The organism is Seohaeicola sp. 4SK31 (assembly GCF_028802875.1).
GTDB lineage: Bacteria > Pseudomonadota > Alphaproteobacteria > Rhodobacterales > Rhodobacteraceae > Seohaeicola.
Map to the genome: position 1 here is coordinate 1 of NZ_JARAMP010000028.1, position 12,435 is coordinate 12,435.

Consider the following 12,435-nt stretch of genomic DNA (forward strand, 5'->3'; position numbering starts at 1 on the left):
ACATGACGGCTGCTGCCTGCCACCGCATCAGTTTGCAGGTGCAGGGACAAGGCCCAGCAATCCGGCCCGGATACGGTCAAAGATGGCAACGCCGGTCGGGATCAGGGCATCGGGAAAATCATAGTCGGGATTGTGCAGCGAGGCGCAGCCCTCGCCCGCGCCCAGCAGGAACATGGCCGTTCCGGCATGATGGCCGAACTGGCCAAAGTCTTCAGATGCGCGCATCGGCAGGCCGGCGGTGTCCCGCGCGACCCCCAGATCGTCCAGCGCCTCGGTGATCGCCGCGGTCGCCTCGGGGTGGTTCGTGCAGGCGGCAAAGCGGTCGTGATGGGTGAACGCGACGGACAGGTGATACTGCTCGGCCAACTCTCGGGCCTTGGCCATCACCTCCTGGCGCAGCGCTTCCATATCCTCATCCACAAGGGTGCGCAGGGTCAGCCAAAGCTCCCCCTCGCCCGGTGTGATGCCGAAGGCCGGCTCTCCCATCCGGGCGTGACAGATACTGACCAGACGGAACCCGGGGCCGAGGTCGCCACCCGGACCGGCGGCCAGTGCGGCGGGCATCAGATGGGCCAGGGCCAGCGCGGGCGACAGGCCCTTTTCCGGCATCGAGGCATGGGATGTCTTGCCATGAAACACCACCCGCAGCCCTTCGGACGCACAGCTGGCCGGACCCGGCGCGATGATCACCCGGCCCAATCGGAAGCCCGGCATATTGTGCAACGCAAAGCCCAGATCGGGTTTGATCTGCTGAAACTTCGGGTCTGCCAGAACCGCCGCCGCACCTGATCCGTCCTCCTCGGCGGGTTGGAACATCAGCACGATCCGCCCGCGCAAGGGCGGATGGCGCGCCACCAGACGCGCCAGACCCAGCAGGATCGCCATATGCCCGTCATGGCCGCATAGATGCCCCTTGCCGGGGATGCGGGACCGATGCGCCGCGTCCGAGATTTCCGTGATGGGCAGCGCGTCGAGTTCGCAGCGGAACATCACGGTCGGACCCGGCTCCTGCCCATCCCAGACCGCCGCAACACCATGCCCGCCCAGCCCTGTGATCACCTGTGCCGGATGCAGCGCCCTGAGCGCGGCAACAACCTGCGCCGCCGTCCACTCCTCCTGCCCCGAGACTTCGGGATGCTGGTGCAGGTGCTGGCGGAACTCAGTCAGTTCAACCACGTCGGTGTTGGTCAGCATGATCTCTCCTTTGACCCTCAAGAGCATGGCGGGCCTCGTCAAGGACCGCGGGCAAAAAAGCCTGCCATCAGACCCTGTTTACAGTGACGGCATCGAACGCGGGCACATCGATTCCAAGCCCTGCGTTCATCGACAGGTGATGCGCTTGCTGGTGAATGACATCAGCAAGACGTTTTCCCGTTGGACGCGGCAGAGTAACGGAGGCGGCAAGGGCCGCTTCGACCATTTCCGCGCAACGGCGCATCTGTGGGCGGCTGAAGCCGCGTGCGCCAATGGACTGAAGGAACTGGTTCAGGTCAGAAGATGTCACATCGTCAGCCATTCTGGCAGCACCAATACGGAACGACATCTCATGTGTAACATTCTCCAGCAGCACAGGATCAATATCATAGGCCGGCGCAAGGACGGGGCGATGGCTTGTGTAAAGAAGCGCGTGGTTCTTCGCGTGATTGTCCGAGTTTCCGAGCAGGATATTGCCTATGGTGATCTCGAAGAAGGCGATGCGGGCCTTGCCCGGCACGCGCGTCTGAGCCAGCAGTCTGCCGATGGCCTCTGCTGAGAAGGCGCGCGGAGGAAGGCCACTGCGTTCGTATTTCAGGCGCTCTCCAAGCCCCAGCGCCTGACAGAAATCCTCCTGATGGATGCGCTGCACATGCTCACCATCAAGGCGGCGATCAAAGCGGGCGACAAGAAGACCCTGAAGCGGCCCCTCTCCCAGAACGCAGGTCTGTGAGACGGGATGCGTCTGGATCATGGACATCACCCGCGTCGCGAGATGTTCTTTCTGCACCGATCCCATGTGATCGGCCCGCGGCACCTTGAGGATATGCGTTGTCGGTGCCCCGCTGCCTGGCTTCGGCAGCGCAAGGCGGCCGTCGGCCAACCGGGTCAGTGCAATCTTTCCCTGCACACCCGCCAAGGGCGAGGGATCATTTGTATCAGAGGGAAGTCGCCTGTTGTCGCGCAGCGACGCCATGATGCGCGCAAGCTCTCCCGCAACAGCAAGGGGCTCCATGATGCCTGACAGATCCTCCGGGATGCGCGGCGACCCTTCCAGAGGGTCATAGTCGGTGGACAAAACACCGGGCTGCTTGCCGGGGCCATGGCCTTGGGGCACGCAACTGATCGAACCGGGGCAATCCGTCCCAAGGTGAAAGAGAAGTCCGACAATATCACGCTCCGAGAGACCATGACGCTGCATCACCTGATCGCGCATTTCATTCTCGAACAGAAGGTTTGAGAAAAACCCACGGGTGACGACATCCCCGTATGGCGCGTTACGCACTGGCAGCGATGCTGAAATCGGATGCGGCAGGTCATCCGCCACATATTGAAATGACATTTCACCATCCGAGCCTGACGTAAGCTTGCCAATCGGTTGCGCAACAGCCTCGAGATAGACATCCAGCACCGTCACGGCGTGATCACTCCCTCAGCCGAACTTAGCGTGAGTGTGAGCCCAAGATCGCGGCAGATTTGAAGGACAAGACCCAGATGCGCCGTTTGCTTGCCATGCTCAATCGCGCGGATCGTTGTGCGGGAAATGCCCGTTTGCAGGGATAGTTCCTCCTGCGTGATGCGCAGGGCCTTGCGGGCCTTGCGGATGGCCTGACCAAGGGAGGCCGGATCGTTCACAGTCACGCTGCTCATGACATGTCCTTGAATGGTTGCGATCGCGCGCATTTATAGTCCGTATAGATACCATTGATCAAAATGGCAACGATCGCGTTCATCAGCGCGCTGCGAGTTGATGCTTGCTCAAAATGAACACACCCCGGGCGTGACACATGTCCAGCGTGGCCCCCCCACCGCGACAGGTGCATTGCAGCTACATCGGATGGCGCAGCGTCTTTTTTGCTGAATTTCTTTCCGCCGCTCCAGCGCCAGACTTATTTACCCTCAAGAGGCACGACACAGAGCGACCAAGGGACGGACACAGTCCTTCGGCGCGAGACTACCATGCCATTACTTCAGCCTTTGCCGCCGTGCAGGCGGGCCGGGAGCACCGGCATCACCCCACCTTCTGATCACACAAGGAACATAAACACAGCGGCATCTGCGCCCGGCATTCTGAGAAAATGACCCAGCTGCAAAAACTTTCTTTGGCGCGCCGCAAGACGATCCGATCTCCCCTTTGAGCGCACTGCTCACCCGCACCCTCCGGTGAACGGAGGGCCCTTAACCATCGGCCCTTGAAGCCCATACAAGAAAGCGAACAACATGTTCCAACTACCCTCTCCGGCGCTTGCCGCCATCATCGCAACTCTCAATGAACCCACACCATCCGTCGAGACATTCGTCGTCAGTGATGGCGAGAACGAAGCCGTTCGGCTTGTACTTGGCCAAGGCACAGCTGAGGTCGCCATCGACGTTGACGTGCATTTCTCACCAGAAGGTGGCAGCGATTACTACCTCTCCCCGAGGCTTAGCTTCGACACATTCTGTGAACTGACATCACAAGGCCTGCTGCCAAAGAGCCGGCTTGACGCCATGGACCTTGCCTCACAGCTCGCCTCGGCACTCACCTTGGATCATAGCCAACTGATCGCCAAAACAGCCCGTGAGAGTTTTACCCACCCTCTGATCTGAAACGCCACATGTGGGGCGGGTTCACCTGCCCCATCTCCCCGCGATTATCCCTTGCTGCACCCACAGAGCGCAACCGTCGGCCTGTGGGAACACTGCATCTTTGTTCAATCCCAACAGAAAGGATCTCTGTTCATGTCCAAACCCGTTATTCGCCCCGCACTGGAATTTGAGTGGCCGAAACCCATGAGGCCGCTTATCAACGGCTTGTCCAAAGGGCTACACAGCCTTGCGCATGCTCATCAAGATGACCTGCTCGGCTTTTCTGTCGCTCACGGTGTCGGCCACAGATATATCGGTGGCGCGGTGTCAGAGTATGGCTGTGCTTTCGTTGCAACCGGAGACGGCCGCAGCTGTGATGGCACCATCTTCCGGCTGGCTCCTCAAGCCTCCTACAGTATTGAGGTAATGCAGCAGACTTTTCTCAAGGACGCCTATCCTGCACGCCTTTTCAACAGCGCTCTCGGCAACCCTGGGTGCGAGTTTGAAACGATCCATTTCGCCGATTTCACGGTCGTATTGATCTTTGACAAAGACGGCTTTGAGTGTGAGATCGACCAGATCAGGATCGTTGCCACACCTGCGCGGGACGCGCAACACGCTCATCGTCGTGTCACAGAGATCAAGGCACTCTTCGCATTTCTTGGGGAGTGGCATACTACCCTGAGAAAGTACCGCTTCGACCTCCCTACGCATGATCTGTTCCTACGCGCTGCCTAACTGATCTGTCGCATGATTGGTGCCGGTCCCTCGGCCGGCATCGCCTCAGCTTGAGTGCATTGCACGACAACTCGCCCCAATAACCCCCAACAGTGAGATCGAGGAAATGTACCTATCCTCCCGATTGCCCACCACTGACCTGGGTATGGCTATCTCGAGCCGTCAACACCTTCTGGTGGCTCCGCAGATCGACGTGCTTGCCCGTTCACCAGACGGGGTCATCGGTCTCTGTATGAACTGCGAATACGGATCCTAGATCGCCTTGACACCGCGCGTGCCTGCTTTTTTGAGGCAACACCCAATCTCAGGATCCTCGACCTTCACGTCTGGTCTGAACCGGTCTCTGTGCACTCAATGCGCCTCCAACCGTTTGAGCCAGTCGTAGGAGACGCAAAGGTCCGGTTCCTGATGCTCTGCTGCAATGGAGGCGCTTGAGGTTATCAAAGGACCACGGCGGATTTGCGACGGTCAGATCGAAACCGCCGTGCGGACGTAGATCTATGAACTGCTGTATGATGCTGGTCATACAGAGCCCGTTTAATTGATCAGTACCTTGCTGTGCTCAACATCACACCAATGCACACAGTGACAAGCACTATTGCGACGATCATCGCCCATGAAAAATATTGTTCGGCAGAATGATTTGTCTGCGTCTTGCGTAAATTCATCTCGTGCAGCAGGCGCTGCTGTTCCCGTTCGTTCACTATTCAGCTCTCCAGAAGTGCAGCCGAAGCTGCGGCCGGCTCGGCGTGCAATTACGTCGAGGCGCTCCCCAACTTCGAAGACGCAGCTTTCAGAGTAGGAAATACGCTGCGCATGGCGTATAGTGAAAACGTGGCGAATAATGGGCGCGCCGTTGTCTATCTTGGCACCTTGGGAGAGCCTGCAGTGATCGGTACAAAAGGAGAGGCAGTCCTTGTCTTTCTTGATGGCAGTAGGTGCGAGGGTGAAGCGCGACTTGTTCAGTCTGTCGGTGACCGAAAGTTTTGGACCGGCACATTTCGATGTGGAAGCGCACTGTTCCTTGCAGACTTGAACGAGGGGTTGTTTCTTGAATGCGATCAATCGAAATGGCTTGTGTGCATAATCAAGTCCAGTCTTGATGGCTTTGCCAACATTCAAACGGCTGGAAAGCCGCTGAACTGAAACATTGCCGCTCCGAGCTGTTGCTTGCACATCAAGGCTCATCTCGTGGCTGCTTACGTTTGTTCCATCTTGCCCAGGCCAGCGCCGTAGCGCGCTTAGTCGGTCCCTGTGCACCACAGCTGATACAATAGATTGCGCGAGTTCTTCGTGTCCGGTGGGCGTCAGTAACGAGCCATTTGCGCGGCAGAATGGGCAGGACTCGTTGTTGCTCATACCTTCGCGCCTTTCTTCGTTTCGCGCGCCTGATGCTCCAGCTTCGCCACCAGCAGGATCGTTGGCTTCACTTCCGGCGAAGCACCGTCATATACGAATTGCCCGCCTTGCCGTCATTGCCCGCGCCTCCCCTGATCCCGCACTCTTCCAGATCGACATATTTTCCGACAGAGTGAACTACTGCGGGCGGGATGAGTGTGGCCCATATCTGATCAGCGTCAACGCAGCATGATGGCTGTAAGATATCGCCTATAGCCAACCACCCGAAACTTCCGCGCCAAAGAAAAGTTCCCTGCGGCTGAGCGTCCGGCAGTTCCCTGCCGATATTCGGAGGCGCACGCAGAACTCTGCCTAAAACCATTACCGGGTGCCGCACTCGCAATGGAACAACGCAGGCTTCCGCGCGTCTATACCCTGCACGCCGTGACACCGCAGACGGTGGAAGCAGATGAACTGCTTCGCGGCAAGTGAGGAGAAAAGATATGAAACCGAAGTTTGCGAAAATCACGATGTTGTCTTCCCTGGCTCTGGCGGCTGTCCTGCCCATCGCGGCCTCGGCGATGGAGACCAGCGCCGTCACCGACCTGAACATCCGCAGCGGTCCCGCCAACAACTACACCATTGTGGGTGTGATCCCCGGCGGCGAGCGCGCAACGCTGGATGGATGCGTCGCAGATGGCAGCTGGTGCAAGGTGTCCTACAACGGCGTCTCAGGCTGGTCCTATGCCCCCTATCTGACGGTGAGCGCGGAAGACGAAGCCTACGTCGTCACCGAGCGCCCCTCGACCGTGGAACTGACCACCGTGACCTATGAGGACACTGGCGAGACTCTGAAAGATCAACGCGCAGGCGCAACCGCCGGTGTCGTGATTGGATCGCTCGCGGCCTATGCTGCCGGTGGCCCGGTGGGTGGTGTGATCGCAGGCGGCATCCTCGGCGGCGCGGCCGGTTCTGCCGCGGTCGAGCCAACGATGGAAACCGTCACCTATATCCAGAGCAATCCCGTCGAAACCGTCTATCTTGATGGCGAGGTCGCGGTGGGCGCAGGCGTGCCGCAGAACGTCACCCTTTATGAGATCCCGTCGCAGCCGGAGTATCGCTATGTCAGCATCAATGGCGAGACAGTGCTGGTGAACCCGGAAAACAACGCGATTGTGCGTGTTATCCGCTAAGATCGGCATCTGATCTAACAAGCAAAGGCCCGGCATCTGCCGGGCCCGCGCACCCTGCTATATTGCTGGCCTCGAACAGGATCCGTATTGAGTTTCGGCTCGATCGAGCGCAGCACCCTGCGTGATCCGTCTCTCATATCACAGCCCCGCATCCTCTAGCTGCTCCCTGTCAGGCAGATCGCGCAGGCTTTCGAGATCGAAGGCAACTAGGAACTGCCCGGTCGTGACGAAGGTATAGGGTGCCCCGCGCTGGGGTGACCGTGGCCCGGTCCCTATCAGGTCGCGCGCATGCAAGCGACCTATCAAGTCACGGCTGATCTCCTTGCCGAAGATGTCCTTCAGCCCATCTCGGGTGATCGGCTGGTGGTAAGCAATAGCCGCGAGGACGGCGACGTCGAATTCGCTTAGGTCAAGGAACTGGCCACCCACGTCTGCTGCGGCGCGAATGGCGGGCGCGTAGGCGGTCCGCGTCCGGAACATCCAGCCCCCAGCAACCTGGGCGATCTCGAACGACCTCCCTTCCAGATCGGCAGCGAGGTCCTCGACCAGAAGATCGACCGAGGCCCCCCGCCCCACTATGCGCGCCAGGTCTTCGCGCGGCACAGGGGAAGCAGAGGCAAAGAGGACCGCTTCTATCCGCCGCATCCATTCTCGCCAGCGCAGCTCCGGCGTCAGGTCCGCCAACTCGCGATCAAGTTCCGGCTCGGGCCTGTTCTTTGTCATCCTCAAAGCCCATAAAGCCGGAAGGTCTCGCGGCCGGTCAGCTCACGGATGGTGCCAAGATCAACCAGCCGATCGCAGAGTCGCCGCGCCGCGCGATCCGGCAGGGGGAGTGCCGTCGGCGCCACCACGTCGCGGGTCAAAAACATCTCAACGGCGTTCCCAGCCCCCTTGGCGCGCAGTTTCGGCGTCACGGCCTTCAGATGTGCAGTCCGGCGCGTGAGGTCGGCGGCCTGCCCCACGGCCTCGATCGCCGAAGAGATGAGCGCCCGATGACAGGCGAGGCGCAGATCTTCCCCGCGCTTGCGCAGATCCGCCCGCTTCAGGCCCGCAGCCAGCAGCGGCAGAAGATGATCCCAACCGAGGGCTTGGGCGAGGGCCGCATCAGCTAGGACGAGCCCCGGCACTTCCGCACGCGGCACCTCATTCAGCACAGCCTCGAGCACCCTTGCGGCGCGGCTGACTGGCGCGCCCTGCCCCGCATCGAGCCACATGGCAATCTGGCCCGGCTCAAGGGTCGGCAGAGCTCGGTCCAGAGCCTTGATCGACACCGGTCGCTCCACCGCGCGCCGCCAGGCGAAGTAGGTTTCGCCGGCCGGGCCGGGCAGATCGCCGGGACGCAACAGATGCACCGCGTCGCGCAGGTCCGCTGCGCGCTCCGGTCGACCAGAAAACGCCACACACGCCTCGGCGGCGCGCAGCGCGAGCCGCTCCCGCAACAAGGCGTGGGGGACATCATCACGGCTGAGCACAACATGTAGATGGCTCAGGGCTGCGCCTGACAAAAACGCCACATCTTCAAGGGTTTCAGCACGCGCGGAGGTGACCCAGGCGGGCATCCGGGGTAGCGTGTCACAGTTGTCGATATGGGTGTGCCGGGTGAATGTCATGCTTGAAGCTTACGTCATCACGGCGCTTTCTACCATCCAATATCGCTAAAACCGCCCCGCTTTGCAAGTCTCAGCTATGTCCAATAAGTTTGCATTATCGGACGCAAAAAGATATGCTCAACGACATGTCAGAAAACCACGAGAAATCGCGCTCAGAGGCGGCAAATGGGTCTTCGCTCAACGGGGATAGCGAGAAGAACGCATCGCACAACGAGGCGCTGACACTTCCCTCCCTTGTGGTTAGCTCCGGCACCCTCGACCGACTGGTCGGCACCGCCCGCGACTATGCCCGCGCCGCGGCCTCCGACAACACGCTGAAGGCCTATGCGAAGGACTGGGCCCATTTTGCCCGCTGGTGCCGAAAAAAAGGGACTGAGCCCCTGCCCCCCTCGCCCGAGATGATTGGCCTTTACCTGGCGGATCTGGCCGCCGGCTCACCCTCTTCCCCTGCCCTATCGGTCAGCACGATTGAGCGCCGTCTGGCCGGCCTTGGCTGGACCTACACGCAGCGTGGCTTCACCCTGGATCGCAAGAACCGTCACATTGCCACCGTGCTGGCCGGGATCAAGCGGCGGCATGCGCGCCCACCCGTGCAGAAAGAGGCAATCTTGGCCGAAGACATTCTGGCCATGGTCGCCACCCTGCCCTTCGATCTGCGCGGGCTACGAGATCGGGCGATCCTGCTCTTGGGCTATGCCGGGGGTCTGCGCCGCTCGGAGATCGTCAGTATCGACGTGCACAAGGATGATACGCCGGACAGCCGCGGCTGGATCGACATCATGGAGCAAGGGGCGCTGCTGACGCTGAATGCAAAGACTGGCTGGCGCGAAGTTGAGATTGGGCGCGGCTCCAAGCATCAGTCCTGCCCGGTGCACGCGCTGGAACAATGGCTGCGTTTCGCAAGGATCGATTTTGGCCCGGTCTTCGTAGGCACCTCGCGCGACGCCAAACGCGCGCTGGAGACGCGCCTGAACGACAAGCATGTCGCCCGCTTGATCAAGCGTACCGTTCTCGACGCCGGCATTCGGTCAGAGCTGCCCGAAAAGGACCGGCTGGCATTGTTCTCCGCTCACTCCCTGCGCGCTGGCCTTGCCAGCTCCGCCGAGGTCGACGAGCGCTACGTGCAGAAGCAGCTGGGACACGCCTCAGCCGAGATGACCCGCCGCTACCAGCGACGCCGCGACAGGTTCCGGGTGAACTTGACCAAGGCGGCGGGACTCTGACCCCCTTCCTCATCACGCCGTCTGTCCACTGAGCCTGCCATAGCAGCTTTGCTCGAGATGCAACTCCCCTGCCCCGGCTTTCTCGACCATGCCGCGCAGATATCCGCCCGGCGAGAAAACTTCGCCCGCGCAATGCTTCTCGAAGACAAGTGCAAACGCCGCCTTTGCCACCTGTTTGTCCGAGCACCAGACCTGGTTCGGACGATCCAAGCGCAGGCCTTTCAGCAGGTAGGGATAGGTCTTGTGACCCTTTTCTGGCCTGCTGGTGTTGGACTTTTGGTAGATAGCCATGAGTCCCATAAGACGCATCAGTCAGCGGATGTACTTCCCGTTCACGAGGTGCCCGTCCTCGAGCCAGCCGTCGTCACCGCCCTGGAAGAGGTCGCGCAGCACGCCGCCGCCTATTGCCTCACAGGCATCGACGCCCACAAAGACGGCGCGATGATCCGAGGCCTGATTCGAGGTCTCCGCGAGCATGGGCCGGATGGCGTCGGGCTCTTTGTTCCAGGAATTCATCACCGCATCCCAGACTTGCACCTGACGACCATGGTCGGGACTAACGGTGAAGGCCATGAGCGGTTCGAGCGTCATGCCATCCTTGGCATAGAACTTGAGCAGGGCAGGGGCCACGGAGGCGAGCTTCAGGCACCGCTTGACGATCTGCGGTGTCGCGACGAAGGCCGCCGCAACCGCTTCCTCGCCCTGGCCTTTTGCGTGCAGAGCGACGAACGCGCGGAACTGGTCGAGAGGGTGGCCGCTGCCCATCGCCGGATCGAACGGCAGCATTCCGATCGCCGGACACTGGCAGATCACCAAAACCAGGGTCAGATACCGTCGATCAGAATATCCAGTGCACGCTTCAGCGCATCACGATGCTCTGCAAGAGATCCGACACATTCACGTAGTTCCACGCCGGGCACGGCTGCAAGCTCCTGAACCCGGACGATCCACGTCACCCCGTCAAGGTCAACAGAAGGCGTCAGGCTTGGGAAAGCCGCGTATCGTCGAGAGTCGCGCAAAGGGGCCACGATTCGCGAGGCGTCGATACCGATAAGATCCGTTTGCAGATCGACGACAAGTTGCCCATCGGCAAGCCGGTAAAGATCAAACTGCGCCATCTGAGTGGTGCCCTAAAAACTTCTGAATCGCGCCAAGGGCAAACCGTCCCCCGCGACCTCGTCTGCATAGGTAGCAATCGCCGCCTGATTTTCCGCGCGCCACAGACGGTTGCGCTCGACCTTGGCGGCCGCGATGATCGCAGCTTCGGCAAGGCGAGACATGTTCAGGCCAAGCGCCCGCGCCGTTTCCACGACATCAGAGTCCAGCGTCAGATTCACCTTTACACGTCCCATCGCAACCTCATCTGCCATACGTGCACAAAAGGAGTATATTTCACCCTCATCCTCGCTGCAAGCAGATCCACAGCATTTGACGTGAGGTGAACAGGAAAGCCCCCTTCCCTCTTCACCTCGCGTGTGTCTACGAGAGCGACATCACCGGTTCAGCCTGCCTGAGCAGACCCTGTTCAACTTTCAACGGAAATTTCCGTGACATCCGGATCGACAACCTTGCACGCCGCCAGAACGCGGCTTGCAAGATGAGTTTGCACATAGGCTGCGTGAAACCGACTGGGGGCCTTAAGAACCAACCGTCCCCCTGCCCGGCCTGTGCGGGTCAAGGCACGCAACCATGCACCGTAGAGAGCCGGATCCTCACGGTGCAGCACGGATTGCGCCAGCGCCCACTCCGTGCCCTCGCACAGATTTGGGGCAGGCACATTCACACCGCGCAAAGGCAACGGCACGATCCGGTCATCGGTTTCTGGAAGACCACGCATCCGTTGATCGAAATCCGAGCCGACCTCGCCCCAGACCGTTTGGGTATCTGCCTCGATCTGGCTGAAATCGAGACTGTATTCCGTCACGCGCCCACGCGCGCCTTGGCGTCGCACAACCAGCCATCCCATCGCGCGCAACTGAGACATTTCGCGTTTGACCGTTCGTTCATCCACGAACCACATCCGCGCGATCTCTCGCTGCCCTACGGCCAACTCGTCGCGCTGCCAGTTGTAACGCGCCGTGATCAGCGTCATCAACCGCAAGACCCGCCGTTGCAACGCCTTGTCTTTCGACAAGCCAAAGACCCCCATCGCTGTCAGAAGGTCATACTTGCGCACGGCCGCAGACCGGCCGACGGGTTTGATCGAAACCATCGGGAAACCTCGCTCGTGAACCGGTCGTGCCGGAAACTGCCTCTGCCAGGATCTACGCCCTGGTTGTCATCGCTCTGGCCCAAGAATAGCGGAACCCGTCGCTTTTCGCCAGCTCTATCTGATTTGCGTCCGGTCCGTTGATTCTGTCAAGAAAAGACTTTTTCGGCTCTGTTTTCCTTCAATCCATGGATTGAGAAAAGGTAGATTTGGTAGTGGGGGACATGCTGTGTGTCCCTTAATACGTCGAAAATGTCCCTCATTCTGTGGGGTGGCGGCGGCACCTGTCCCCCTAAGTGATGTGCCCTATGCTCCGTCACGGGCCGTTTCATCGAATCATCGCGATCATTCCAAGCATATTC

At 60.2% G+C, this 12,435-nt stretch carries 13 protein-coding genes and 3 pseudogenes; 4 read left to right on the top strand and 12 right to left on the bottom strand.

Annotated features, from left to right (window positions below; all coding sequences use genetic code 11):
* Window positions 1-27: 27 nt before the first annotated feature.
* From PVW27_RS18305 to PVW27_RS18315, 3 genes are all read right to left on the bottom strand, one after another.
* Window positions 28-1,194, bottom strand: a complete 1,167-nt coding sequence (locus tag PVW27_RS18305; protein ID WP_274560212.1) for an amidohydrolase — start codon at window positions 1,192-1,194, stop codon at window positions 28-30.
* A gap of 67 nt (window positions 1,195-1,261) precedes the next feature.
* The gene (locus PVW27_RS18310; RefSeq protein ID WP_274560213.1) at window positions 1,262-2,611 is read right to left on the bottom strand and encodes a HipA domain-containing protein; all 1,350 of its coding nucleotides are present in this window, start codon (window positions 2,609-2,611) and stop codon (window positions 1,262-1,264) included.
* Window positions 2,608-2,844 (bottom strand): helix-turn-helix transcriptional regulator, encoded by a 237-nt coding sequence (locus tag PVW27_RS18315; RefSeq protein ID WP_274560215.1) that lies wholly within the window; start codon window positions 2,842-2,844, stop codon window positions 2,608-2,610. The genes PVW27_RS18310 and PVW27_RS18315 overlap by 4 nt, the downstream gene beginning before the upstream one ends.
* A 570-nt stretch (window positions 2,845-3,414) precedes the next feature.
* On the opposite strand from PVW27_RS18315, the gene PVW27_RS18320 reads away from it, so the two are divergent.
* Entirely contained in the window at window positions 3,415-3,783 is a 369-nt protein-coding gene (locus PVW27_RS18320) for a hypothetical protein (protein WP_274560216.1), read from the top strand.
* Between the two features lie 132 nt (window positions 3,784-3,915).
* Entirely contained in the window at window positions 3,916-4,500 is a 585-nt protein-coding gene (locus PVW27_RS18325) for a hypothetical protein (RefSeq protein ID WP_274560219.1), read from the top strand.
* A 537-nt stretch (window positions 4,501-5,037) separates the two neighbouring features.
* Here PVW27_RS18325 and PVW27_RS18330 read toward each other — a convergent pair.
* On the bottom strand, window positions 5,038-5,859 hold the full coding sequence (locus PVW27_RS18330) for a hypothetical protein (protein ID WP_274560221.1): 822 nt from the start codon (window positions 5,857-5,859) through the stop codon (window positions 5,038-5,040).
* A gap of 482 nt (window positions 5,860-6,341) precedes the next feature.
* Between PVW27_RS18330 and PVW27_RS18335 the strand changes: the two genes are divergently transcribed.
* A complete protein-coding gene (locus tag PVW27_RS18335) occupies window positions 6,342-7,031 on the top strand; it encodes a DUF1236 domain-containing protein (protein WP_274560222.1) in 690 nt (229 codons plus the stop codon).
* Between the two features lie 138 nt (window positions 7,032-7,169).
* Here the strand turns inward: PVW27_RS18335 and scpB are convergent, their stop codons facing one another.
* Together scpB and PVW27_RS18345 are read right to left on the bottom strand one after the other, a co-directional pair.
* Window positions 7,170-7,754, bottom strand: a complete 585-nt coding sequence (gene scpB / locus PVW27_RS18340) for an SMC-Scp complex subunit ScpB (protein WP_274560224.1) — start codon at window positions 7,752-7,754, stop codon at window positions 7,170-7,172.
* 2 nt (window positions 7,755-7,756) lie between these two features.
* Window positions 7,757-8,641 (bottom strand): DUF1403 family protein, encoded by an 885-nt coding sequence (locus PVW27_RS18345; protein WP_274560226.1) that lies wholly within the window; start codon window positions 8,639-8,641, stop codon window positions 7,757-7,759.
* 113 nt (window positions 8,642-8,754) lie between these two features.
* Here PVW27_RS18345 and PVW27_RS18350 point away from each other — a divergent pair, with 113 nt between their 5' ends.
* Window positions 8,755-9,864 (top strand): tyrosine-type recombinase/integrase, encoded by a 1,110-nt coding sequence (locus PVW27_RS18350; protein ID WP_274560228.1) that lies wholly within the window; start codon window positions 8,755-8,757, stop codon window positions 9,862-9,864.
* A 12-nt stretch (window positions 9,865-9,876) separates the two neighbouring features.
* Here PVW27_RS18350 and repC read toward each other — a convergent pair.
* From repC to PVW27_RS18380, 6 genes and pseudogenes are all read right to left on the bottom strand, one after another.
* Window positions 9,877-10,041: pseudogene (gene repC / locus PVW27_RS18355) on the bottom strand (replication initiation protein RepC); the annotation flags it as partial.
* Window positions 10,042-10,176: pseudogene (locus tag PVW27_RS18360) on the bottom strand (IS3 family transposase); the annotation flags it as partial.
* Window positions 10,177-10,194: 18 nt separating this feature from the next.
* Window positions 10,195-10,617: pseudogene (locus tag PVW27_RS18365) on the bottom strand (DNA-binding protein); the annotation flags it as partial.
* 71 nt (window positions 10,618-10,688) lie between these two features.
* Window positions 10,689-10,982 carry a CcdB family protein gene (locus PVW27_RS18370; protein ID WP_274560230.1) on the bottom strand — a complete coding sequence of 98 codons (294 nt, stop codon included), beginning with the start codon at window positions 10,980-10,982 and terminating at the stop codon, window positions 10,689-10,691.
* Window positions 10,983-10,994: 12 nt separating this feature from the next.
* Window positions 10,995-11,216 carry a type II toxin-antitoxin system CcdA family antitoxin gene (locus PVW27_RS18375; RefSeq protein WP_274560232.1) on the bottom strand — a complete coding sequence of 74 codons (222 nt, stop codon included), beginning with the start codon at window positions 11,214-11,216 and terminating at the stop codon, window positions 10,995-10,997.
* A gap of 173 nt (window positions 11,217-11,389) precedes the next feature.
* Window positions 11,390-12,076: a hypothetical protein gene (locus PVW27_RS18380; RefSeq protein ID WP_274560234.1), complete on the bottom strand. Its 687-nt coding sequence runs from the start codon at window positions 12,074-12,076 to the stop codon at window positions 11,390-11,392.
* Window positions 12,077-12,435: the final 359 nt, after the last annotated feature.

Bases quoted from the DNA above. Each gene is read 5' to 3' on its own strand.
- PVW27_RS18305 (WP_274560212.1), bottom strand. From the start codon at position 1,194: ATGCTGACCAACACCGACGTGGTTGAACTGACTGAGTTCCGCCAGCAC.
- PVW27_RS18315 (WP_274560215.1), bottom strand. From the start codon at position 2,844: ATGAGCAGCGTGACTGTGAACGATCCGGCCTCCCTTGGTCAGGCCATC.
- PVW27_RS18320 (WP_274560216.1), top strand. From the start codon at position 3,415: ATGTTCCAACTACCCTCTCCGGCGCTTGCCGCCATCATCGCAACTCTC.
- PVW27_RS18325 (WP_274560219.1), top strand. From the start codon at position 3,916: ATGTCCAAACCCGTTATTCGCCCCGCACTGGAATTTGAGTGGCCGAAA.
- PVW27_RS18330 (WP_274560221.1), bottom strand. From the start codon at position 5,859: ATGAGCAACAACGAGTCCTGCCCATTCTGCCGCGCAAATGGCTCGTTA.
- PVW27_RS18335 (WP_274560222.1), top strand. From the start codon at position 6,342: ATGAAACCGAAGTTTGCGAAAATCACGATGTTGTCTTCCCTGGCTCTG.
- scpB (WP_274560224.1), bottom strand. From the start codon at position 7,754: ATGACAAAGAACAGGCCCGAGCCGGAACTTGATCGCGAGTTGGCGGAC.
- PVW27_RS18345 (WP_274560226.1), bottom strand. From the start codon at position 8,641: ATGACATTCACCCGGCACACCCATATCGACAACTGTGACACGCTACCC.
- PVW27_RS18350 (WP_274560228.1), top strand. From the start codon at position 8,755: ATGCTCAACGACATGTCAGAAAACCACGAGAAATCGCGCTCAGAGGCG.
- PVW27_RS18370 (WP_274560230.1), bottom strand. From the start codon at position 10,982: ATGGCGCAGTTTGATCTTTACCGGCTTGCCGATGGGCAACTTGTCGTC.
- PVW27_RS18375 (WP_274560232.1), bottom strand. From the start codon at position 11,216: ATGGGACGTGTAAAGGTGAATCTGACGCTGGACTCTGATGTCGTGGAA.
- PVW27_RS18380 (WP_274560234.1), bottom strand. From the start codon at position 12,076: ATGGTTTCGATCAAACCCGTCGGCCGGTCTGCGGCCGTGCGCAAGTAT.